Source organism: Brevibacillus sp. 7WMA2, from assembly GCF_010748895.1.
GTDB lineage: Bacteria > Bacillota > Bacilli > Brevibacillales > Brevibacillaceae > Brevibacillus_B > Brevibacillus_B halotolerans.
The window spans coordinates 2,704,624-2,728,601 of record NZ_CP048799.1; the positions used below are offsets into that span (position 1 = coordinate 2,704,624).

Here is a 23,978-nt window from a genome sequence, read left to right on the forward strand (position 1 = left end):
CCATCCGATTGCACATCTGTTCCTGATAAGCTTATGTAGCCTTCTATTTGTAAAAATTCTTTTTCTAGAACAGAAACAATTTAGACTCTACATAGTCCTCGAATTACCATAAGTTCTGATCGCATTCTATCCGGCAAAGAAAGTCCAAATCTTTGTTTGATACCAAAGATAAGAATAATTTTTCCCCAGCAATTTTCATTATTCATTTTTACTCCTTCAGCTTACCACCCAGTTCACATTCATTCAGTGGATTCGAGCTTCTCTTGGTATGTAATTTTTGAGGAATCTTACAATACTGTAAGCTTTTTGTTAGGTAATGTGATACTAAGCACTGCATATTTTTTGTACGCTAATAAAGATCATTATGTACAAAGGAGAAAGACAGAGAAATGAAGCAACTGCAAAGCTACAAGAGAATTGATACTTTAGATTATTTACGTGGGTTTGCTTTAGTAGGTATTTTGCTTATTAACATTATTGCTGTACTTACGATTGGCGATCCGATTGCAAACACGAAAGATGCTTCCTACCAACGATTTCTATTCTTATTTGTAGAAGGTAGATTTTTTACCATCTTCTCATTTTTATTTGGTGTTGGCTTTTATCTGTTTATGACAAGGGCAAATGCTAAAGGTAACAATGGATATCTCTTATTTTTCCGACGACTTCTAGCCTTATTTGCTATTGGATATGTTCATGGACTGTTTCTAGGTGGAGAAGTATTAAGAGAATATGCCATCTACGGATTCATTTTATTATTATGCTTCAAGGTAAAGAAACAGATAAACATCGTTATCGGGCTGATAGGATTGGCTATTTCCTGTTTTTTTGCCATAAAAGCATCGATCACACTGCCGCTTATGCTACTGGGTTTGGCAGCCGGTCAATACCGCTTTTTTGAACGCCTTACAGAAAAAACGAAGCAAATCGCTATAGGTACAGGTATTTTGTTGCTTATTAGTATAGCTGGCATTCTGTATCAATACTCACAGGTACCCGCCCTCCCTTTTCCCCCTATAATTTTAGGTGGTACAGGAGATCCTGATATCGAACAAGCAAATCATTTCTTACAGATAGGCATTATGATTGGACCAATTATCTCCAGTGTCTATGTCGGTGTCCTAATCTTATCGCTGCAAAGTAAATTCGCTCAGGTTTTGCTTCATCCCCTGAAGCTTTATGGACGTATGGCATTAACAAACTATTTGGGGCAAACCTTTATACTTTTGGCTATTGGACATCTATGTCATTTATTTGCGCAGATTACCTATATACAAACCTTGTACCTCTGTGTCCTTGTCTATGTCATTCAAATTTTCTTTAGTGTAATTTGGATGAACTTTTTTACAATGGGACCGATGGAATGGGTATGGCGTATCGTTACGTATTGGCAAGTTCCCCAGCTTCGAAAAAATAAAAAAAGCTACCATGTCAGTTTATAATCTAATCAGACAGTGTTTAGCTAACAATTACACGTATCCTAGTAAGCTATCATTAGGTCAGATAAGATAAAATAAAACAAGAAACAAGTCTAACACTTACTTGCAGATGTTAGACTTGTTTCTCTTTGTACTTATTTAATTATTCAAAATAAATCGACCCTGAGATATCAACTGGGTTCCATGAAGTATCGAGAGGGTGCAATTCGGCTGCAATACTATACGTACCAGGCTGCAAGGAAATAGAACGTTGATGACTTCCATTCCCATAAATCTCAAAGATCTTATCTGGTGTAACCTCTGCGTTGATTTCGTAAAATCTATACTGGACACGTGGTTCTGTTGAAGAATGATTGGTTTGATTAAGCATGATTCTGACTGTTTGACCAGGTCTGACTGTAAATTTCAGATAATCTTCCAGTCCTATAATACTCGTGAGTTTCTCAAATTTAAACCATCCGATATAACTCAAATCTTGTTGTTTTACTTGCTTCACAGGCTCTACTGGTGCTGCTTGTACAGAAGATGCAAGTGGAATTGTTAATACTGCTGCCATGAAAGCTTTGCATAATAGTGCTCTACTCACGCTAACTACCCCTTTACCATTGTATGTGTAAGCTCTGAAAAGAAATATATAGTGTCTCATTATTCCTATACATAGCTTACAATTTGAATTATATAAATTTTTACATTTAAAGTAAATATTTTCCTTATTTAATCACTACCTATCATAAGTAGCCGCATCTTGATGCCTTTCCTTGAAGATTTCTCTTATAGCTCTAACAAAAATGACCGTAAGATGCTACAGCATCCTTACGGTCAGACGATAGACGTAAACATTGAAAGGTTATTTGCAATAATGACCTTTTCTACTCTTGAACTTTACGATTTAAGTACACTCTTGTCCAATAAAATATTGCCGTTCCAATAAGTAAAATTGTAAATTGGATTCCAGTACTTCCAGTCTTAAGAAGATCATATAAAGACCAAATTAATAAAGCTATCGTATAAAACATAAAGGTATTTCTTGCTGATTTCTCATTATGTGATTTTTCCATTTCATCTGCTTTTCTCATATTTTTTCCTCCTCATAAAAGGAAATAACCCAAGCGTGTAATAAATTCCTTCAACACTTATATACAACAGCTAGGTTATTACGCTTTTTTTCCTCTGCCTTTTTCTCAGGAAAGCACCACTGTAGCTTTTCTTGTTATCGAGATTCATATTTTCCATGACTCTTTTTCTAAATGTCAAAAACCTTTTACATTATCATTGTAATCCAGAAACAATAAATGTCAAATTGTTTTTACATTTTTAGTAGTATGGACAATAAAAAATCCATTTTGAAAACAAGGTTCTGATCAAAATAGATTTGTATTTTATGAATGCATGGATTCGCTTAACCCAAATCATTGCTACAGCTAGGTATGAATGTTAAGTATAAGTAGGGCTTTTATGTGGATTCACTGCTTATAGTACATATGTTTTTGGTCAAAGCAGTTTGGTAACAAGTTGTTACCTAGATGTATAGAAGATTTTTTAATAGGAGAGCGAAGCCTTGCAGGTGGGAAAGATTTTCCAAGGCTTCGCTCCTGTTGTTTCAGTTTTATAGATTTGAAGCGAGAAAAAAGTCCTGAGGCTAAAATGCTACGAGAATAAGCAGTTATTAAAAGAAGATACTGCGGGAATTTCCCTCCGGTTCTTCCAGCAAGCTGTACTGATCCAATCAGAATGACAATTACTCTTCACCATTCCTAGTACCATTTAAAGTAAAGGAATCTTGATTAAATTCTGTTCACGAATCTTTTGCTCTTCTTTGTTCATAACATCTGTAGGAACGACTAGCTTCAAATTTTTTGAAGATGGAAAGGGTGGAAATTCTTCCATGAACGAATAGGTGTCAGTAAACTCTCTAATTTTAGGTGAACTGTAATATTTGTTATTCTTTTCATCCTTTATACTTAAAAAACGGGATTGATTAAAGGGATTTTTAATCTCATAATGAATAACCGTTTTTGTTGAAAGGAAATCTACCTTTTTTAGAATAAAGTCTCCTTGTTGTTCGGACAATACATAAGGTAATGGCTGTGATAGATCAATCTCTGCATTTTTTGGAGGATTTTCTTTTGTTTTTGACTTCTCTAGCTCTGTCTCTTTCTCCACTAACACACGGGGCTCCATGTAAATAAATGGTTCTTCTCCATTTAGTGAAAGTATAAGTTCGTATTCTTTGGTATTGTTATTTAAAAAGTGTTCCGTGAAAGAACTCGGTCGTCTATTCATATATTGGTCATAGAAGGTGATACGAAGATTCTTCAGCTTCTCTCCAGGACCATTGACTATAATTTGTGAGGTTGTTCCTGTAGCATTTCTCCTGATGTTTTTAACTGTGAATTGTAATCCGTTCCGATCCTTTTCAAAATGTGGAGGAACTGTTCGTTGCAAGGCTTTTAGAGAATCGGGCATTTTAAATTCAAGATCCCACTGCCATTTCCCGCTTCCTCCTACTAAACCCACTCGTTCTATCTGTGCGTGGAGTTTAAAATCATTTGGTACCCCTTCTTTTAAATAAGCAGAGTTAATCCCTGCATACAAATGATCCCCGATTCGTGTTACGTCTGTACTTCCACCGTTTAAAAAAGATTCTCCATTTCCATTCAAAGTAAGTTCCTTAAAATCAGCAAGATAATCAGAAAACAAACCCCTATTGAGATCTTTCTCCGGCGGCATTTGAACCAGATACCCAATAGCCAACTGGTGTCCGTCAAAGAACAAATCGGTTATTGTGACAGTCACTCCTTGATCGGTTTTGCTTACATGATAAGGAACAGTCAACCCTTTTTCATGAAAGGCTTTCAGCTCTTCATCACCGTATGCCACAAAGGCACTGATTCGTGGAGTATTGGTAAGTGTAGGAAACAGATTCTTTATGGTATCCGCACTAGGCATTCCCGTTAGTGCCAACAGGATAATCAATAATCCAGCAAAGGAGGACGTCCAGTACCAGATTCTACGCTTTGGTTTTGATGTCATGATCATTTTCTCCCGTACATGATTTTTCATTTCATGGGTAAATGTTAACTCGGAAAGGATCGGACCTTTATCACTATATTGAAACTCCTTTAATTCTTGATCGATGTCCATGACAATCCCTCCCGCTCAAGCATTTGTTTCAGTTTTTTTCGTCCCCGGTAAAGCTTGTTTCGCACTGCACCTTGAGAGGTTTCCAGAACATGAGCTACTTCTTCAATAGATAAGTCCTGATAATAATGAAGAATGATGACTTGACGGTAGGAGAGCGGCAATTTCAGTACGAGCTGTACGAATTCCTTCCGTTCCACTTGCATTATGACCAGTGGCTCTGTCTCATCCTGCTCTTTTTGTGTATGCAGATATTCCCCAAACAAAGATGGGAAGATATTTCTAACGTACCAGGATCGGACATGCTTCTTGGCTTCGTTTATGGCAATTCGATAAATCCATGTTTGAATGCTTGATTCCCCTCGAAAAGAAGGCAGGTGACGATATACTTTTACGAATACCTCCTGCGCAATATCCTCAGCAGATGTCCGATTTTTTACAATTAAATAAACAAGATGTACGACTCTCCTTCCATATTCGTTCATAATTCTTTCCATGATGGCTTCGTTGGTTTCATGCAATTCCAAATCCATGGCGTTACTCCTCTGTCCGCTCACATATATTGATCCATGAGCTGCGGTTCGTGTCACACCTTTTTTAAAATTTTTTGGCAACAGGGAACAAAAAATGAAAAAATCCTCACTATGGAGGATTTTTTCTTGTGATTTCTCTGATATCTACGAGACAATGAATAACTTTTCACAGGATACAGTCCCTTACTTCCTGTATATCATACCGCTGATCGGAACATATCTCATAAAACAGGCTTCTTTACCCATTGCCCTGTAAGCCTTATTCTTTTACTTTACTGCCATTTGCGATTCAAACATATAATTCACAAGCACATTGGCAAATGCTTCTGCCGTATTGTAGCATTCTTCCAAGGTATTGTTAGTGCCGCCAAATTCAAGCAACAGGCTTCCCTCAGAGATTGACTGATTATACACGCCATTCCCTTGGTTCTTACCTTTCAGGATAATCCCCCGGGATAAGCCGGGATACGCGGCTTCCAAACGGGCATGCAGATTTTCCGCGAGCTTCTTGTTCTGCAAATAGTTCGGGTGAGCTGTACCAATGACAAACAACATTCGTGAATACGACTTGTCATGTAAGGTCAAGGCTACCTTACTGCGAGGCTCGTTACTGTCCCGATGGATATCAAAAATATATTGTAGGTTTGGATTCATTGCTGCCGCTGCGCTTACTGCTTTGTATGATTCCGCATAGGAAAGCGAATAGCTTTTCTTTTGCTCCGCTAGCCTTTTGGCAAAATCGTCCTGATTCACCATCGCCTGAATACCTTGTGCTTGCAACAGCTCACCTAGCCGTTTTCCGACCAATGTAATATTGATTTCGGGATCATCTACTGAGCTACCGCTTGTGTTTCTGGCGACATTTCGCCACGACTCACGGTTATGCGTGTGATAGATATAGACTTTTTCGTTCCCTACCATGCCAGTGTTATACTCTATTCCAGAAGTATTAGGTACATTTACTGGCTGATTAGTGCCTGGCTGGACAAGATCTACTATCCAGCTAGCAATATAGGCGGTCGAGTTGTCTGCCAATCGAATGACATACCAGTCTCCTTCGTTCTGGACAACCGGGTAGATTTGCCCTGGCTGAACATTTCCGACAACCGCGTAATTGGTTCCAGGCCCAGATCGCAGATTAGTATCGGAATTTCGTACACGTATCATTGCTTCAGCAGCTTGTCCTGTACTAGGAGTAGGCGCCCCCGGTATATCAGTTAGCTGTTGTACCTGAAACGGTATATCACTAGGCTGTACCTGAACCGCATTCTCCTGGGAAGCTGGTTTAAAAATAAATCCGTCTGTGCCGTTGAAGCTGATCTTGTACCAATCATTTTCATATCCATAATGGGTAATTGTTGTATTGACAGGTAACTGACCAATGACTGTGCTTAAAACATTTGGCTCAGCATAAACCTCATAGCTTTCCGATAACACAATTGTCCCTGCCACTCGTCCAACCTCTGCAACGGAAGGCTGTAAAGGAACAACCGGTTCAGAAGGTGCTAAGGATGAGGCTGGAGCTGAAACAGCTATCGGATTAGGGACTGGATCAGGAATCGTTTTGGCCGTTGGGGCAGCCGTTTCCGTCAAGAAACGTGCATTTACCCAGCCGCTAACCTGATTAGACAGCTTGATCTGAGTCCAATCCCCTTGTTTTTTCATTTGTAAAAATACACCGTTTTGATCGATGATCTGCAATATTTGGGCAGTCGCATTCGGCTCAGCCCGAACATTCAGCATATCTACATTACTCTTTACATATTTCACCTGCGGAATCTCAATCTTTTTCACATATTTATTTAGTACCCAGCCTGGTTTTCCATTGGCGAGCTTCACCTGTATCCAATCATTCTTCTGCGTAAGGATCGGTAGCCGTGCAGCTCTGTTGATGGTTCCGACTATCTGGTTAGTTGTACCTGGAGCACTGCGAATATTTAGTTTATCAACAGTTACCTCCACATGGGTGGCCGCCTGAGCATGCAATTGAGGCATTAGTAAAAGTAGGAAACAAACAGCTATCAAGATGGTATGTACACGTAAAAACAAGAACCTCGTTCCTCTCTATTTGATTCATTATGACTGGTAAATTCAGCCTATGGAATAGAAGTTCTCGTTCCATCTACATATTCCTTCATCCTACGACATTTTTTGCTGACAAAATGTAAAGAAAAAAGACGAAACGACAAGCTTCGCCCTTTCTTCTACTTTTCTATTGTTGCAAACCCTGCATGATAAGTAAGTCCCTCTGAGGAAAGCTAGATAATGATGAACTTTGCTCTTATTACTTCGCCTGATTCACCTGTTTTGCCATTTTGAACAACTCTTCTTTCGTAACTAGATTCATCTTAGCTCTAAGAGAGTATTCCACCTTTGTTCCATTTTTTACCCAATGTAAGCTGTGATTGCTGTCCCCATTTTTCGAGGAAAAGACGGAGTAAACCGCTTCATTATCCTCCACCTTTCCTTTTTCCAAAGTATTGGCAAAAGTTCCGACTTTAGATTTCCCTTCCTTTCTAATATCTACCTGTACATATACACTCCCTTTTTCTCCTTTATACTCCGCCTCTGCATTACGAAGCTTATCTGTTATTGGGATTTCTTGAGCGATATATTCTTTTTTCGTTTTCTCTTGTTCTGCTTTCATCCATGCTTGATCATATTTATCGCTCGGATCATAGACTGCTTCCCCCTTTGTGAAAAGAAAACCATTACCTAGCTCGGAGGGTAGCTTGAACAGATTCCCTACTTTTTGTTCCATGTTCTCCCATGTTGTAAAGGTGAATGGTTTGGACTTCACGTCAATAAAAGGACGTGGGTTCAACTCGTTTTGCTTTTGAAGTTCTGTAATAGGCCAATAGATGGCAACAGCCGATCCAGGTTTCATATTCGTGAGAATCTCGTTGCCAGTGTCAAGCTGTCTATATAACTCTTTAGATCTATTGTGGAGTTTTTCCTTAACCTCTGGTTGCAAATTTTTCATCATTTGTTCTTGTTGATATTCACTTCGTTTTGTGACTTTGGACACTACTTCACCCTTCTCGTTTTTCAGCTCAATCGTCTGGATACCCGCCCACACAGATGATGCTCCTACCAGCAATCCTACAGTCAATAATAGGCCTAATTTCTTTTTCACTTTCTTTTCCTCCTGTCTTTGATCTGCATATATCGCCTTCATTAGCTTCTTCTTAACATCAATTTTGGGGACTGGCTGCGATGTAAGCAGTTCCTGTATTTGCTCATATGGATCTCTGTCCTTCATCGAGCATCCCTCCTTTTTTGACAAAGTAATGCTTGCATTTCTTCAAAGCCCGCTCAAATTGCTTGCGTAAGGTTGCAGGATTCTTGTTCATCAATTCCGCAATCTCCTTATAATCCTTTTCCTCCAACACCCTCAGAATCAGAAGGGTCCGCTCTTCCGTAGATAGCCTTCTCCAGATGCTAGATAATGGTTCGCCAAGGTAATGATGATCGATCTCTTCCTCCACATAGTTGCGGCCTTCTTGATCCCTGTTGTAGAAAAAAGGTAGCAAGCGATTTAGCTTCCTGCGCCTCAATTGCTTCGCACAATAGTTATAGGCGATTTTGTACAGCCATGCAGAAAAGGACAAGGAGTATGTATACCGATCCAAATTCTTATATGCCCTGAACAAAACATCCTGTACAGCATCTTCTGCTTCCTGTTTGTGACCAAGCATATGATAGCAGTAGGTAAAAATGGGCTGTTGAAAATGATCAATGATGATTTCGAATTTATCAAGAGAACCGGTTTTGATCTCTACGATCAGATTCTCTAGCTCTACTTTGTCCACTTGTTTGCCTCCTCTCACTATGTATAAACCCTGAGGTAGTCGATTTGTGACACTACAATATAAAAAAATACCATAGACTGAAAATCTCAATAGGCCTACACTCAAAAAATTTAGACCTGTGCGTATCAATCGGTATAGATAGGTGTTTCTTCCGTACTGAGTTGGGAGCATTAGATATAAATACTTGTTGTCCTATAAAATAAGTAATGATATTATGTAAAGTAAAATAATGGTAAAAATTACATCGATTTACCAATCGTTAGTGGGAGGGGAATTGCTATATGCGGAATTCAAAAAGATTTGTTAAGTCAAAGCTCGTTTTAAAAGTTTTCTTTTTGTTCGCTCTTATCTGCACGGTATTACCACATCAGGCTTCCTTTGCAGCCTCTGATTACAAATCGATATCCTTCTATTTACAAGCTCATCCTGATGACTGGCAGTTATTCCGCGGTGATTATGCTTATAACGATTTGCATGCCTCACAAACCAAAGTAGTATTTATTTATACCACAGCAGGTGACGCTGGTTCTGTAAAAGGTTGGTGGGAAGCCCGTGAACGCGGGGCAGTCGCATCTATTAGAAAAGCACTTAAGCCAACTCCATTAACAATAGATATCGCCCAATTTAACGATCATCCTATCGTCCGCTATACATCCGGCAATTCCGTAAGCTACTTTTTACGATTACCAGATGGAATGGATGGGTCTGGGTCTAAAGAATATAATAACGAATCGTTAAGTAAGCTACGAGACAGCAATAAATCAATAACAGCAGTGGATAAATCAACCACGTACACTAGCTGGTCAGACTTTACCTCTATGTTAAAGGAAATCATGGACTTTGAATCAAATGCAGTCGGAGCAAAGCATCCTTGGGTAAATGTGGCGGATAACGATAGTAAGTATAATCCTGGGGATCATATGGATCATAAAGCTACTTCAGATGCAGTAAGCACTTTTGCAAAAGGGAACTATAATCGAGCCTTATATGTTACGTATGATGTGAAAAATAAGAAGGCAAACATAGGCGGAGCGGCTCTAACGAATAAGAAAAAGCTTTTCTATGCTTATGCAAATGAGGTTTACAGTCAAACGGTTGCAAACGGTGATCCTGTCGATCAACAGTTGTTTGAGGATGAATGGTACTGGTGGGGAAATAAGAGTTATTCCAGAAATATTAAGTATGATCAGTAGTCAGATAGAAAGCTCTCTTACATGTAAAGAGAGCTTTCAGACTGTGGACAAACTCTTCTTATGCTACTGATATAAGAAGAGTTTGTTTTATTTTTTGTTGGTAAAAAGTCAGTAATTGAAGAAGCTTACGCTCCCCCTTTTCTGGATTCCAGAGCCAAGTAGCGAGCTTTTTTAAATTCATAGAAGCAAAAACAAGCATCACCTGCATGGTCACTTTTTTAATCCCCCGTAAAGTGGTCCATCTCAAGCCATGCTTTTCCTTTAAATCTGCAAATACTCGTTCAATCGTTTCTTTTCTTCTTGAATAAATTTCTTTATTTTTTGGCGTATGTCTTAGATGATCAGCTTCTTCTATGTATTCCGTCCATATATGACGACTGATTTTTTTCACTGAATCCTTGCTATTTGTACATTGGTTCCGAAAGGAACAATCTTTGCAGATTGATGGATTCGATCTGTACATTCGATACCCCTCACGGGTTGTTGTCTCATAAGATAATATTTCATTTGCAGGACAAACATAGCAATCATAATATTCATCATAAGCATATTCGTATCTCTTAAAGAATCCATCCTTTGTACGTGGTCGCGTATATGGCATTACAGGACGTATACCAGACGTAATGAGGGTTTTAGCAATATAAGGAGTTTTATAGCCTGCATCTACTGCTACTGCATACGGTTTTCCTACTTGATGAATAGCTTGACTTAAAACATCCTGGAACATTTGGCTGTCGTGAACATTAGCAGCTGTTACTTTTGCACTTAAGATGAATCCGTTCTTATCGCTTGCGGCATGGAAAGAGTATGCAAATAATCTTTCTTTTTCATCCTTAATAAACCAACCACTATCAGGATCAGTAGTGCTCAACTTCACTACCTTCTTTATAGACTCAGACTTTTTTGGCAAGGGCTTCTTTCCGTGTTCAATCCTATCCTGATTTAATTCTTCTGTTAAGTAAGATAAATATTTTTTAGGCTCTTGTTCAACTATGGTCTTTCTGTATTTCTTCTTATTTGCATTAGCCTTTACGTGAGTAGAATCAATAAACATAACAGAAGGATTAACAAATCGATGTTTAAGAGCTTCTCCAAGAATATGTGAGAAAATAGTTTCAAAGAAATCTGTATCTTGAAAACGACGAGCATAATTTTTACCGAAGGTAGAGAAATGAGGGATTGGTTGAGAGAAGTCATAACCGATAAACCACCGATAAGCAACATCAGTCTCCAGTTCTTTGATTGTCTGACGCATAGATTTTATTCCAAATAAATATTGAATAAATACGATCTTTATTAGTACAACAGGATCGACACTCGGTCTCCCATTATCTTGCGAGTATTTGTCTTTTACAAGGTCGTATATAAAAGTAAAATCAATTGCCTTTTCAATTTTACGAACTAAATGATCAGAAGGGACAAGTTCATCTAACGAAACAACGGACAGTTGGTAACGGGCTTCTGAATCTTGTCTTTTTAACAAGAAACTCACTCCTTTCCACTATATTCATACATTCAACAAAAAAGCGTGCAGACCTCCATACCTTTCGGTACTTTGTCTACACGCTGAAAGCTCTCTTACATGTAAAGAGAGCTTTCTTGTTTTCATCTATTATGATAAGAAGTAAAATTCCATTTCCCCCCTCATGTAAGCGGTTGGATTTTTCACTTAAAATGTGCCGTCTTCATCACCTGGCCCAGATTCAGGGATTGTTGCTGAATAGTTGTTGCATTTGCTGTTTGAGCTGAAGCTTGGGGAAGTGTGGAAACAGCAGAGAGCATAAGAGCGAGAATGCCGAGGGAAAGATAACTCTGTTTTTTCATGAGATTTCAACCTCTATTTCATTTATTCCCCTATTTGATTCAACAAAACAGATTTTGTTTACACTCCTGCTTCAAAATTGGTTCTTTCGAAATAAAAAACAAAAAAACCACCTACTACACCTCTCTTGATGACTTTTCAAAACTAGAACTTTACATCTTACTGCCGCTAAAGAGTATGTATTAGAAGGAAGCTTTTTTATTCATTCCAATTCCACAATCCTTGTCTTCCTCTCACTGAGATTCGTTCTATTTGCTTTACATTCGTTAATTTCCAAGCGAATCGCCCTAGTTCATACCATCCAAAAGCGTATTCATTTCCCTCTATCCGGTGCTTTGAATCTCCAGCTAAAGCATAAAAGCCGGTATGTTCTTTCACTTGCAAGCACTCTGTAAGCAGACATGTCCCAACAATTGCTCCAGTCGGTAGGTCATCCGCGGTTAATCCATATTTGGCTAAAACAGATCGAAATGGCTCCTGCTTACATGCGTCCTTATCCACCTTCTTGCCAGCATGGATTGCTAATTCTCCCCGATAATTCGTGCGCCAGCCCCGGGTCTCGAATTCCTTTTCTCCTAGGGCAATAAGTGTGGCCCATGGTTGATGTATCGTAATTGCCTTCACTCTTCCTACCTCCTCAAAAAACGATCAATCTCAAATCCCACGTTCACCAATCATGTCTCTCTTTGCCCGTCAACCCATTGCACGACGGACAAAATTCTAAACCCTCTTGTATCATTATTACATACTGCCTGTCTATTTCCTGGCAAAAAATTTCTGACCTCACTTGCTCATTCCATTTTCATTCTTATCTGAAAGCCCAGGCATGGACAATAACAATATCTTCGCTGACTCATCCTTCTTGTAAAAGGGGTAACCTCCGATTTACATATCCCGAAATGAATTTGGAAATTGCTTCAGTAGGGAACTTTTTATTACTTTCTGGATCGGAGAAAGCCCTTGCTCCTTTTAAAGCTACAATAGCTACCTTTGTTGTAGATTCTCTGGATGAATTTGCAGCCTACTTTAAAGAAAACGGTCTTTCATTTATTCCAGAGCCTAAACAGGTGCCTACAGGAAAAAACATGACTGTCCAGCATCCTGATGGTGCTATTGTTTAATACGTTGAACATAGTTGTTATACCCCTGTCATTCGGAAGATTCAATAAAATAAGAAAGCCCCAATCCTTTAAGAAGTTAAGAAAAAGCCCTCCGACGACCATCAACTAGCCGAAAGAGGGCCTTGCTGGTATTTCATTTTCTTCCCAGATGCATCGTTTATTTTAGCTTTTTTTGTGTTTCACCTTATAATGGAGCTGGACAAATTGCCCAAAGCGTTTTGTTCCCTGTAAGAGTAAATCTATTTGTGGATTTTTTTCTGTAAATAAAGGAATACCAGAGCCCAAAATATGAGGTGTAACTGTAATCATGTACTCGTCAATTAGATTTTCTTTCATAAAAGTATCAAGAATTGCAGCTCCACCGATCATCCATATGTTAGCCCCTTCCTGTTCCTTTAGCTTTTTAGTGAAATCAACTACATTTTCGTTTACAAATTCGACATACTCATTTGAACCTTGTTCTGAAGTTGAAAACACATAACACTTTTTATCCGAATATGGAAACACTTCCGTTATTTTTCTTACATACTCATAGGTGTTTTTCCCCATAATCGTTGTATCAATCGATTGATACATTTCCAAATAACCATTGTCACCTTCTCCCTCTGTTTCGAATAACCATTGTAAATCATCATCTTCCTTAGCAATAAACCCATCTAAGCTTGCTGCAATAAACAAAATAATGTTCCTTGGCATCGTTAGTCCCCTTTTTTCAAAATGTCCTTACCCTTAAAACACGTAAGGCAGGTTTTATACTAACCTTAAAACATGACAATTTCTGACACGTAAAATAAGAAGGGTGAGATATATGTCAAAAGCCAAGCGTTTATTAGATATCCTTATGTTTGTAACTACGAAAAGAAAATTTACAGCACAAGAATTAGCTGACGAATTTAACATATCAGTCCGAACCATTCATAGGTATTTGTTAGATTTAAGTGATATGGGGCTATCAATCTATGCAGAACAAGGACGAAACGGCGGATATACAGTATTAACGGATCGCATTCTCCCCCCTGTTTTATTTACGGAGGAAGAAGCCGTCTCCATTTTTTTTGCCTTTCAATCTTTCCATTATTATCGTAACCTTCCATTTGATACTGAAATTAATTCGGTTGCACATAAGCTCTATCATTCGCTTTCCAGTGATTCGAAAGTAAAAGTAGATAAAATGCGCTCCTATATCACTTTTTGGAATCCCAAAAGAAGCATAGAGGCCCCCTATCTAACCGATATGCTAGAAGCCTCTATTGCAAATAAAAATGTACATATTCAGTATGAATCGAAGTCGGGTACCACGACAAAATACATACACCCCATTGGAGTATATGCTCATAATGGATTATGGTATCTCCCTGCTTATGATTACAACAAACAAAAAATATTATTATTTCGTATCGACCGCATTCTTCCTATTTTGTCCACAGATGAAAATGAAGCAGATTTTATGAATTTAGAAGATTGGTTTATTTCTAATCAAGTAAAAAATCCGATTCGCTTACATGTTCTCCTTTCAAGAGAAGGGGTGCGTCAATGTAAAAGTGCCCCTGAGCTAGAAGGCTATGTAACAACACAGGAAGACGGAACTGGATATATTGATTCATTGATAGAGGAAAGTGAAATCTCTTATATCGCTCCGCTATTTTATAGATTGGGGGGCCATGCACAAATAAAAGAACCAAGGGATTTAATAGACAAATTGCGATTGCAGGCTCAGGAAATTTTACGTATTTATGCGGGTGAAGAATAAGGCTTATCTCTCCAAAATCATCATCTCATGTATTCAAACGATTGTCGAAATCCTAGTTTATCCACTCTAATAAACAGAATAATCCCCCCAGAGTATGTTTCTCTGAGGGGATACCTTCCTTTTTCTTCGTTTACTGCTTTTAATTATTATTTTCTTCTACCTTGTAGGTGTTGTAGTTTTTCAAGCCTGTGATTCCTGTTGCACCATCTGTTAGTCCTTGTTTCTCACCTTCAGTAGCCGTCAATGTACCATTTGCTACTGTATACATTGGTGTTTCTTCACCTACAGCATCGGTTACTGTTACTTTGTATGTTGTACCATCTGCTAGACCTGTAATTGTTTCGTCACCAGCTGTACCTTCACTACCACCTGCTAGTGTTACTTTCGCTGGTACTTCTATCACCTTGTAGGTTTTACTATTGTCTAAACCTGTGATCTCTGTTCCAGTTAACTCTGCTAGTTCCCCTTCAGTAGCGCTCAATGTACCATCTGCTTTTACATAGTTTACAGTGTTATCCACTACTACTACATATTTTTTAGATGTTAAACCAGTGATTTTTTTATTACCAGCTTGACCTTTACTGTCTTGATCAAGCTTTACGGTTGGTACAGCCTCTACTTCTACCTTGTAGGTGTTGTAGTTTTTCAAGCCTGTGATTCCTGCTGCACCATTTGTTAGACCTTTTTTATCACCTTTAGTAGCCGTCAATGTACCATCTGCTACTGTATACATTGGTGTTTCTTCACCTACAGCATCGGTTACTGTTACTTTGTATGTTGTACCATCTGCTAGACCTGTAATTGTTTCGTCACCAGCTGTACCTTCACTACCACCTGCTAGTGTTACTTTCGCTGGTACTTCTATCACCTTGTAGGTTTTACTATTGTCTAAACCTGTGATCTCTGTTCCAGTTAACTCTGCTAGTTCCCCTTCAGTAGCGCTCAATGTACCATCTGCTTTTACATAGTTTACAGTGTTATCCACTACTACTACATATTTTTTAGATGTTAACCCAGTGATTTTTTTATTACCAGCTTGACCTTTACTGTCTTGATCAAGCTTTACGGTTGGTACAGCCTCTACTTCTACCTTGTAGGTGTTGTAGTTTTTCAAGCCTGTAATTCCTGCTGCACCATTTGTTAATCCTTTTTTATCACCTTTTGTAGCCGTCAATGTACCATCTGCTACTGTATACATTGGTGTTTCTTCACCTACAGCATCGGTTACTGTTACTTTGTATGTTGTACCATCTGCTAGACCTGTAACTGTTGCGTCACCAGATGTACCTTCACTACCATCTGCTAGTGTTACTTTCGCTGGTACTTCTATCACCTTGTAGATTTTACTATTGTTCAAACCTGTGATTTCTGTTCCAGTTAATGCTGCTAGTTCCCCTTCAGTTGCGCTCAATTTACCATCTGCTTTTACATAGTTTACAGTGTTATCCACTACTACTACATATTTTTTAGATGTTAACCCAGTGATTTTTTTATTACCAGCTTGACCTTTACTGTCTTGATCAAGCTTTACGGTTGGTACAGCCTCTACTTCTACCTTGTAGGTGTTGTAGTTTTTCAAGCCTGTAATTCCTGCTGCACCATTTGTTAATCCTTTTTTATCACCTTTTGTAGCCGTCAATGTACCATTTGCTACTGTATACATTGGTGTTTCTTCACCTACAGCATCGGTTACTGTTACTTTGTATGTTGTACCATCTGCTAGACCTGTAATTGTTTCGTCACCAGCTGTACCTTCACTACCACCTGCTAGTGTTACTTTCGCTGGTACTTCTATCACCTTGTAGATTTTACTATTGTCCAAGCTTGTGATTTCTGTTCCAGTTAATGCTGCTAGTTCCCCTTCAGTAGCGCTCAATGTACCATCTGCTTTTACATAATTTACAGTGTTATCCACTACTACTACATATTTTTTGTGAGATGTTAACCCAGTGATTTTTTCATCACCAGCTTGACCTTTACTTCCTTGAGCTAGTGTTAGTTCTTTGACTGCTGCATTTTTCTGAACTTGGGATAATCCCTCTATCTGAGAAGGATTTACACCTGATTTTACTACAATTTTTGTGCTTCCAGGCAATCCCTTAACCTGTACATCCGATGTATTAAAATTGATTTTACTAACTGAAGTACCCTTATCAAACTCAATTTCGGTAGCTTTATTCACAACCACCGCATTGATTTTAGAATTCGTTACCGTAACCTTTGCAAATGCTGGTGTTACAATCATGCTAAATGCAGTAGTAGATAAAACAGCTAATGCAGACAGCCTTTTAAAATTAAACATACCCATTACTATTCTCCCTTCAGATATGTAAGGAGAGGATGATAATAAACATGTATCAACCTTCTCCTTACACTTTAAAATACATGTGTAGAATTATTTCTAATTAGAAACTAATTGGTTTGCTTCAATATTTTCTATGTTTACATTATTCTCTTTTGCTTTCTCGATAGTCAAAGTCCCATTAATCTTTTTCTTTGAATCTTTTCCTTTTATTGTGACACTTCGATTTACTGTAAAGTCTCCTGTAACATCTGCATTCAAAATAATCGTTTTCACATATACATTTTGTAAAGCTCTATTAAATTCAACAGAATCAGTAACGATAGCTTGAGGATTTACAGTTACATTCATCATTTCTTGAGGAACTAGTTTTACACTATGAGCTTTTCCTTTTACCGTTACATCCACAGATTTAATTACTAGAGTGGCATTTCCATCTTTCTTAACGATCGCGTTAATTGCCTCGGTTCCTCCAATTACTCCCGTATTATCACTTGAGAAAGTAAAATCATCTACAGTAATATCGGAACTATTAGCATTGGTAAATGTAACTTCGAAAAGGTCCTTAAGTTGAACACTATCTGCAAAACGATTACCTTTTGATAAATCAATATCTATTGTTCCTTTAGTTAAAGATACTTTCGGTAGCTCTTCGGTATTAATTACTTTAAATTTTTCAGAGAATAGCTGGTAAGCACTTCCTAAATTTGCCCCCATTTTAACTGTTACAGTGTACTCTTGTCCTATTGCATAAATTGCTTTAGTAGTATCAATGTTAAGGTCAGCATTTGATCCAGATTCAACTACTTTCCCAGTTGCATCTGTTACAGAGTAGAAAAGATCCTTATTGATTTGTTTTGCTTGTACACCTTTGTCATCAACACTAAAAACTTTAAGAGTCATAGAAGATTTTTTGCTGGCATTTTTATCAAGTACTTTTTCAAATCCATCTGTTTTAAATCCACTCACTTGGCCAGCCTTCTCAACTTTAACAGTTAGTTCGGTCTTTACTTTATCGCCTAGCGACAATTCAATAACAGCGGTTCCTTCTTTACCAATAGCAGGTACAAGGGTAATAGAGTGATTTTTACTATCAGTAACAGCTTGTTTTTCTGTTAATGGTTGTAGTAGCTCTTTACCAAATTTGACTTTGACAAATAGATCTCCTGTGTACGCAATGTCATCGCCATATTGATCTTTGAAATTCACCACTACATCTTTCGTAGTAGATAGAGAAGAGGAGACGGTTACTTGAGTTTCCTTCAGCTCAAGTTTGCTAGGTGCTGCTTTAGACACCATTTTAATTTCGACTGTTTTAGAATAGAGGGTTTTTCCATTTTTCATAATGGAAATTTTAACTGGAGCTGTACCGTCTTTAATTGGTGTTACTCTTCCAGTTTGACGGTCAACTAAAGCTACATTTTTATCAAGAGATTCATATTGAACGAAAGTAGCATAATCAGATTTCACATCAAACTGATCCTTAAATTGAACATGGAAAACATAAGGATCAGTTGACCCTGCTTTCACTGTAGTATTTTGCTTGTAATCTGCATCAGTGAAATTAACTGTAGTAGGAGAAACACTCCAATTGATCAGATCAACTGGTTTGCTATCTTCAGCCTTAACAGTGATTTTATTACTTTTCATAACAGTTCCATCTGCTTTTTTAACAGATACATATACAAACGCAATATCTCCATCTTTATTAAGTTTGATTGTATGATCAGCAGGATTTACTTTAGTAGAAGCCTCAAATGTTACATTTGCTTCATTTTCAGCAGTTACATCAACTCCTGCTGCGTCAAGTAATTTGTAACTGATCTTGCTATTTTTATTAACTGGGATTACTTGAGAGGTTTGCACTTCAATTTTCGCTACATCCCCAATTGCGAAATTAAAATCTTTAGAAGATGATTTATCTCCAGTTTTAACCGTTGTAGTATAGGACCCTTTTTTCAATGATTCATAGAATTCAACAGTTGCCGATTTTTTATCATCTGACAAATTAATTGTTTTAACATATTGCTTCTGACCAGTTTCTTTATTTACTACTGTTACGTTTTCTTTAGCAACAGCTACAACAGCTTTAGAGAAAGCTACTTTAATCGCTTTGCTGCTGAGGACATTTACGGTTTCAACTACTAGATCGCCAGCAGGTTGTCCGTCTTGCTCAGGTACCTTTTTCTTTTGAGCATCTACAGTACCGTTGTCAAGAACAGTATGGAAGCCTTCTTTGCCACCAATTTTGTCGAAGTCATCACCTGTTGCTTTATGGAACGCATCTTTGCTTGTTTGGCCATTATCAATAACATTAACAATGTCTTGTAAAGAAGCTACTTTACCTTGGGTGTTTACAAACAAGATTTGGTCCTGAGTGAGAGAAGATTTAAATGCTTCTTTTTTAAAGATATCAGCAACTTCTGGATTAACTAATGCATCTGCGCCATAATATTTCTTGATTACTCCACCAAGATAATAACCAGTGGATGCTGCGAATGCAGATGTTGCCATGCTAGTTACTAGTGCTGTAGAAAGCACGGATAGAACTACTTTTTTCACTTACTACCCCTCCAAATATTGTATATGATCTAAAGTCACACCATTGGAAATTCCCAAAGAAGACGCTTATGCGAGGAAGTTATTTGATCAAATGCCTTTTGAAACGCCATGAATCAGAGCCTAGTGCACATACCCAAATAGTAGCTACTGCAATCTATGTTACTGTGTTGTCTAGGCAAGTTTTGTCTGAAATACCATTTTTCTATATTTTACTAACAGCATAACTACCCCAGTCCTTCCCCCGTCACTAGCAGTATCGTCTTTAAAGATTGAGTTAAAAGTTGCGATGACTTACTCAGTCCACGAGGCACGGGAATGTTTTCTAAGCCTCAGAAAAATATCTGATCATTGCCTTCCAGCTTCAAGAAAAGCTACGGATGTGTTAAAACAGGATGAAGTGGGCATTTTTCTGACTTCGATATAAGACCGTAATTAAATCTCACAACCTTAGTCCACCTCTAAATCCAATACATCCTCCTATAAGCTACCAGCAGGTCCAAAAAACTCAAAATGAATATCTGCTTCAACGCAAGCATCAAAATACCCTGGATCCCACGTCAAATTTTCAGCCCATAGATAAAGTTCCAAAAGGTACTAAATGCCTACACACTAGAGAGAACTTTCTTTTCCATAAACTTAGAGTTGGTTCCTATAAAGGTAGTTTCACTTGGGATTTGCTAACAGTTTATGATAAATCGTAGGGAATCAAAAGAGAAAAAAATGCTGTTAACAAAGGTGTTTTTTTGAAATTGTTATCCAATTGTTTTGTATTATATGGAAAAAAGCTCATATCTGTAGGGCGTCAGACAATCTGGTCGTATGCCTCAGCCATGTACAAATTTGACAATGCCTCCTTGTGATTTAGGTAACTATAACCTTATCGCTTATATGGGTAGAGGCTTATCGACAGCCACATAATGGGGCAAAAAATAAGTTGTCATGTACGAGTAAAATACTTAGAAAAAGCTACTCATTTTAGATATACAGGAAAAAATAGGATATCTATTCTAAAGCAAGAAATGCTTGAATAAACAGTTGCAGATAAATAAAAAAGAATGGCTTGAGATGGATCATTAAGAGGCATTCAAAAGTTGGATAGGCAGTTGAAGCTTGTTTTTGCTTGAATGAATTTATTAAACCTAGAGCCTGGATTTGGGAAGTTGGGATAAAGAAACCTAATCTTCTGCATCTGGTCTATGTATAACCCACCCCTGTCACAAGCATAAAACGAGTTTGTCTACAATCGAAGCCCTTTTCTAATGAAGGGCTTCGGCTGTAAACAGAGTACTAGAAAATCCAACATACCTGTATAATGGAGATATTCTCTCTTTCAGAAACTTGAGTTGTTCTCAAAGGAGACTCTCAATCATTTGGGACTAGTTAAAAGTGTATGATAAACTGTACAGAATCAAAAGACAAAAAAATACTGTTAGTAAAGGTGTTTTTTGAAACTATTTTCCAATATTTTTCCATAATATAGAGATAAACCCATATTTGTATAACCTCAGCAGGAAAAATCAGCTATTCTACAAGCTATTAATCACTCCTAGATTTATGCAGCTACAACATGAATGTACAACCAAATAAGGTTTGATATATGTAAGGTGATTAATATGTAATTCAAAAAAATAAATAAAACACTGTCCTCCATAAACTAACATATAGAAGAGACAGTGTTTTGGTTTGTTATTATTTAAAACATCTGCTACATTACTAAATCCTCCAAGACGTACAGTACACACTAAAATAGTTCAACAAAGATTGAGACATGAAAAGCCTTAATAACCAAAGATATCCACATTCATGTATTACTTTCTACCGAGTTAAAGAGATAGCTAAATATTTCGATTCACTTCTACAAAATCTATCGGTCCACCAAAATGCTATAACTCAAATTTTAGACAAAAAAGAGGACAAAAAAGTATCGTCCCCACTCTGTCCCCAAGTTAGTACTTTTAGAACCTGTACTAGTAAATTAAACAACCCTGTTACATCAAGCATCCTTACCCCAGGTGTTGTTAGGAAGATCAAGTTCGAATCGTAGACCAATATCATCTTCGCTTAGTCGTAATGTTTGATTTTTAGTGGAGCCGAGAACGTAGTCCGTTCGGTGATTCCACAAGGCTTTTATGGTGTTTTCCCCCAAGCTGCGAGTAAAAGCTCCTGGGGCCACTTTCTCGTAAAATGCCCCATAAATCAGCTTGCTACGTTAATTAAATTTAAAGACATATCCACTAATGGAAAGTTGGCCATTTTCTTTATTTAACCGAATTTCGATCGGGTGGAGGATATGCCTCGTTTCTCTCTTATTCATCTACTTGCTTTCCCCCCTTGCTAGTCTTCGTTTTTTGTAGCTCTTCAAGTTGATCTAACCAGGTCATATTCAATGGATTGATAGGTCTATCGCCAATTTCCCCATAGCCATTCTGGTTCTCCTTCTCCCTTACCTCCTTGAAGGTGATAGCTGAAATAGATACCATGTCCTTATAGTATTGAGCACGACTTTGACAATCTCCGCGCAGCTCGCTTTCCACGTTAAACTTGGAATAATACTGTTTGCGCTCTTTGCTTGTGAATAACTTATAATCAATTTCTTGCTCCCAATTGGTTATGATCGGCTGCAAGGTATTTTTTACGTATTCAATGGATTGATGTTCAATATTTGAAAAAGTAGCCCGATCCAACTGTCCTAACTTATGGGGTGGAATTTTATAGATTTTGGCTATTTCACCAATGCCGAACTTTTGTGTCTCAATAAATTCAGCATCTTTCAACGGCATTCCTAAGCTTTGATAATCCAAACCCCCGTCTAAAATGGCAACCTTATGAGCGTTATTTAATCCAGTATTTAATTTCTGCCACTCTTCTCTTGTTCGATCCTTAGCTTCCGGTTGCAAGATATCTGGCACTTTTAAAATCCCTCTACTAGTCGTACCATTCGCATAAAACGTACCGATGAATTTATCTGACGCTTGCTGAATTCCGATCTTTTCACGGATTACTGAAATAGGGGAGATACCCTTTAATCCTGTCTTACTAATAGCCTCTAAGTGAAGTACATCAAACCACGGGATTTTACGTTGCTCCCCATTTGGTAAAGTCGTTGTATACCACACTTCACCTGTGTTCGGATCGGTGGTTACTTCCGTTACAGATGGATTTAAGGGCCATAATGCCTCCAGTCTGCCATTCCATCCCCAATCAATAAGAGCGTAGGCATTTCCCCATAGCATTACATGTACTTGTAGCAACTCTTTAAACGTGTAGGCGTTCATATACGGATTAGGCCGAATGCCTAGCAGACTCGTGACAGAATGGTTTCGATCTCGTTCGATTCTGTTTCCCTTGCGAGTGAAAATCTGGATCGGTAGCTTGCCGATATCACCACCTAAGATACTCGCGCATGTGTAGACATTACTGTTTAATAGAGCTGTGTCACCTGTTACGCGTTCCCCACTGTATGTTGTTGATCCACCAAGTAGATTAATGAGCCAGTCTTTCGGGTTCTGTAAGTCTGATTCATTTTGAAATAAGCTCCTGAATATCATTGCTTTCACCTCCTGTCGTCAGGTACACTCGACAGTTTCTTGCCGATTAGAAAGCCTAAAAGACATAAAAAAACACCGGATACATAAAGTCCGGCGATACCATTTAGTAAGTAGGTGGCTGTCGTAATACAAGCACATCCAGAGAGAATGAGAATATCCTCGATAAATAATAGCAGGAACCGTAAGTACTTCACTTTCTCCCTCCTTTAAATTGCATAATAAAAAATCACCGCATATATAACGATGATTTTTTCATTATCTTACTATCACAACCAATAGTTTTTCATTAAATCACTAAACCATTGAGGCTGCCTTACCTCTTCTCTAGGAAGGTATTCCTTTAAAACAGGTTTAATATCAAGTATTGGAGTACCTTTAACAGCATCTAAACCTTGTACATATAAAACTCTATTCTCTCTTTTTAATAGTTTTACAGTTGTTAACCCTAATTTATTGGGTCTATATTTACTTCGTTGAGCAAGAATCCCTACGTTAGGATAATTAGGATTATTTCTTGGAATCTTAGAACCATATTCAATTTCATCGTCTCGGACTTGATCAAAATAAAAAATAATTTCTATATGTGAGTACTCGTCAATACCATCCAAGCTACTATCTTTCATATGATCAGCTAATGTAATAGTAGAAATCTCTTCCCCCCAAAAATCATGAGACAAATCTTCTCTTTTATTCTCAACAAAACCAATTGGTTTAACTTGAAACATTGAAATCTCATCTCCTTTTGACCTATAAAT

The 23,978-nt window shown here is 37.9% G+C and carries 21 protein-coding genes; 4 read left to right on the forward strand and 17 right to left on the reverse strand.

Going from position 1 to position 23,978, the window contains the following annotated elements; genetic code table 11:
- The first annotated feature begins 389 nt into the window (after positions 1-389).
- Positions 390-1,442 (forward strand): DUF418 domain-containing protein, encoded by a 1,053-nt coding sequence (locus tag GOP56_RS10830; RefSeq protein ID WP_163245576.1) that lies wholly within the window; start codon positions 390-392, stop codon positions 1,440-1,442.
- 139 nt (positions 1,443-1,581) lie between these two features.
- Here GOP56_RS10830 and GOP56_RS10835 read toward each other — a convergent pair whose 3' ends face one another.
- The 7 genes from GOP56_RS10835 to GOP56_RS10865 all read right to left on the reverse strand — a co-directional run bounded on the left by GOP56_RS10835 (position 1,582) and on the right by GOP56_RS10865 (position 8,925).
- The gene (locus GOP56_RS10835) at positions 1,582-2,025 is read right to left on the reverse strand and encodes a hypothetical protein (RefSeq protein WP_022583999.1); all 444 of its coding nucleotides are present in this window, start codon (positions 2,023-2,025) and stop codon (positions 1,582-1,584) included.
- 283 nt (positions 2,026-2,308) lie between these two features.
- Positions 2,309-2,515: a hypothetical protein gene (locus GOP56_RS10840; RefSeq protein WP_163245577.1), complete on the reverse strand. Its 207-nt coding sequence runs from the start codon at positions 2,513-2,515 to the stop codon at positions 2,309-2,311.
- Positions 2,516-3,203: 688 nt separating this feature from the next.
- Complete coding sequence (locus GOP56_RS10845; protein ID WP_163245578.1) at positions 3,204-4,583, reverse strand: DUF4179 domain-containing protein; 1,380 nt, start codon at positions 4,581-4,583, stop codon at positions 3,204-3,206.
- Positions 4,562-5,113: a sigma-70 family RNA polymerase sigma factor gene (locus GOP56_RS10850; RefSeq protein ID WP_003339929.1), complete on the reverse strand. Its 552-nt coding sequence runs from the start codon at positions 5,111-5,113 to the stop codon at positions 4,562-4,564. The genes GOP56_RS10845 and GOP56_RS10850 overlap by 22 nt, the downstream gene beginning before the upstream one ends.
- 267 nt (positions 5,114-5,380) lie before the next feature.
- Complete coding sequence (gene spoIIP, locus GOP56_RS10855; protein ID WP_163245579.1) at positions 5,381-7,162, reverse strand: stage II sporulation protein P; 1,782 nt, start codon at positions 7,160-7,162, stop codon at positions 5,381-5,383.
- Between the two features lie 235 nt (positions 7,163-7,397).
- A complete protein-coding gene (locus GOP56_RS10860; protein ID WP_163245580.1) occupies positions 7,398-8,375 on the reverse strand; it encodes a hypothetical protein in 978 nt (325 codons plus the stop codon).
- On the reverse strand, positions 8,353-8,925 hold the full coding sequence (locus GOP56_RS10865) for an RNA polymerase sigma factor (protein WP_101668871.1): 573 nt from the start codon (positions 8,923-8,925) through the stop codon (positions 8,353-8,355). Before GOP56_RS10865 ends, GOP56_RS10860 begins: the two co-directional genes overlap by 23 nt.
- Before the next feature lie 281 nt (positions 8,926-9,206).
- Here GOP56_RS10865 and GOP56_RS10870 point away from each other — a divergent pair, with 281 nt between their 5' ends.
- Entirely contained in the window at positions 9,207-10,118 is a 912-nt protein-coding gene (locus GOP56_RS10870) for a PIG-L family deacetylase (protein WP_163245581.1), read from the forward strand.
- 58 nt (positions 10,119-10,176) lie between these two features.
- Here GOP56_RS10870 and GOP56_RS10875 read toward each other — a convergent pair whose 3' ends face one another.
- The 3 genes from GOP56_RS10875 to GOP56_RS10885 form a co-directional block, all read right to left on the reverse strand.
- Positions 10,177-11,601 carry an IS1182 family transposase gene (locus GOP56_RS10875; protein WP_163245582.1) on the reverse strand — a complete coding sequence of 475 codons (1,425 nt, stop codon included), beginning with the start codon at positions 11,599-11,601 and terminating at the stop codon, positions 10,177-10,179.
- A gap of 182 nt (positions 11,602-11,783) precedes the next feature.
- Positions 11,784-11,942 carry a hypothetical protein gene (locus GOP56_RS10880; RefSeq protein ID WP_163245583.1) on the reverse strand — a complete coding sequence of 53 codons (159 nt, stop codon included), beginning with the start codon at positions 11,940-11,942 and terminating at the stop codon, positions 11,784-11,786.
- Between the two features lie 196 nt (positions 11,943-12,138).
- Positions 12,139-12,564, reverse strand: coding sequence for an ASCH domain-containing protein (locus tag GOP56_RS10885; protein WP_041752353.1), 426 nt, complete (start codon positions 12,562-12,564; stop codon positions 12,139-12,141).
- A 275-nt stretch (positions 12,565-12,839) separates the two neighbouring features.
- Between GOP56_RS10885 and GOP56_RS10890 the strand changes: the two genes are divergently transcribed.
- Positions 12,840-13,061: a VOC family protein gene (locus tag GOP56_RS10890; protein WP_163245584.1), complete on the forward strand. Its 222-nt coding sequence runs from the start codon at positions 12,840-12,842 to the stop codon at positions 13,059-13,061.
- A 162-nt stretch (positions 13,062-13,223) separates the two neighbouring features.
- Here the strand turns inward: GOP56_RS10890 and GOP56_RS10895 are convergent, their stop codons facing one another.
- Positions 13,224-13,757 carry a dihydrofolate reductase family protein gene (locus GOP56_RS10895; protein WP_163245585.1) on the reverse strand — a complete coding sequence of 178 codons (534 nt, stop codon included), beginning with the start codon at positions 13,755-13,757 and terminating at the stop codon, positions 13,224-13,226.
- 112 nt (positions 13,758-13,869) lie between these two features.
- Between GOP56_RS10895 and GOP56_RS10900 the strand changes: the two genes are divergently transcribed.
- Positions 13,870-14,811, forward strand: coding sequence for a helix-turn-helix transcriptional regulator (locus GOP56_RS10900; RefSeq protein ID WP_163245586.1), 942 nt, complete (start codon positions 13,870-13,872; stop codon positions 14,809-14,811).
- Positions 14,812-14,950: 139 nt separating this feature from the next.
- Here the strand turns inward: GOP56_RS10900 and GOP56_RS10905 are convergent, their stop codons facing one another.
- The 6 genes from GOP56_RS10905 to GOP56_RS10930 form a co-directional block, all read right to left on the reverse strand.
- Positions 14,951-17,119, reverse strand: coding sequence for a hypothetical protein (locus tag GOP56_RS10905; protein ID WP_163245587.1), 2,169 nt, complete (start codon positions 17,117-17,119; stop codon positions 14,951-14,953).
- 93 nt (positions 17,120-17,212) lie between these two features.
- The gene (locus tag GOP56_RS10910) at positions 17,213-19,675 is read right to left on the reverse strand and encodes a hypothetical protein (RefSeq protein WP_163245588.1); all 2,463 of its coding nucleotides are present in this window, start codon (positions 19,673-19,675) and stop codon (positions 17,213-17,215) included.
- A 1,993-nt stretch (positions 19,676-21,668) separates the two neighbouring features.
- Entirely contained in the window at positions 21,669-21,848 is a 180-nt protein-coding gene (locus tag GOP56_RS23925; RefSeq protein ID WP_254068379.1) for an HK97 family phage prohead protease, read from the reverse strand.
- Between the two features lie 133 nt (positions 21,849-21,981).
- Positions 21,982-23,223: a phage portal protein gene (locus tag GOP56_RS10920; RefSeq protein ID WP_163245589.1), complete on the reverse strand. Its 1,242-nt coding sequence runs from the start codon at positions 23,221-23,223 to the stop codon at positions 21,982-21,984.
- 5 nt (positions 23,224-23,228) lie between these two features.
- Positions 23,229-23,417: a DUF1056 domain-containing protein gene (locus tag GOP56_RS10925; protein WP_163245590.1), complete on the reverse strand. Its 189-nt coding sequence runs from the start codon at positions 23,415-23,417 to the stop codon at positions 23,229-23,231.
- 72 nt (positions 23,418-23,489) lie between these two features.
- Entirely contained in the window at positions 23,490-23,948 is a 459-nt protein-coding gene (locus GOP56_RS10930; RefSeq protein ID WP_163245591.1) for an SAM-dependent methyltransferase, read from the reverse strand.
- Positions 23,949-23,978: the final 30 nt, after the last annotated feature.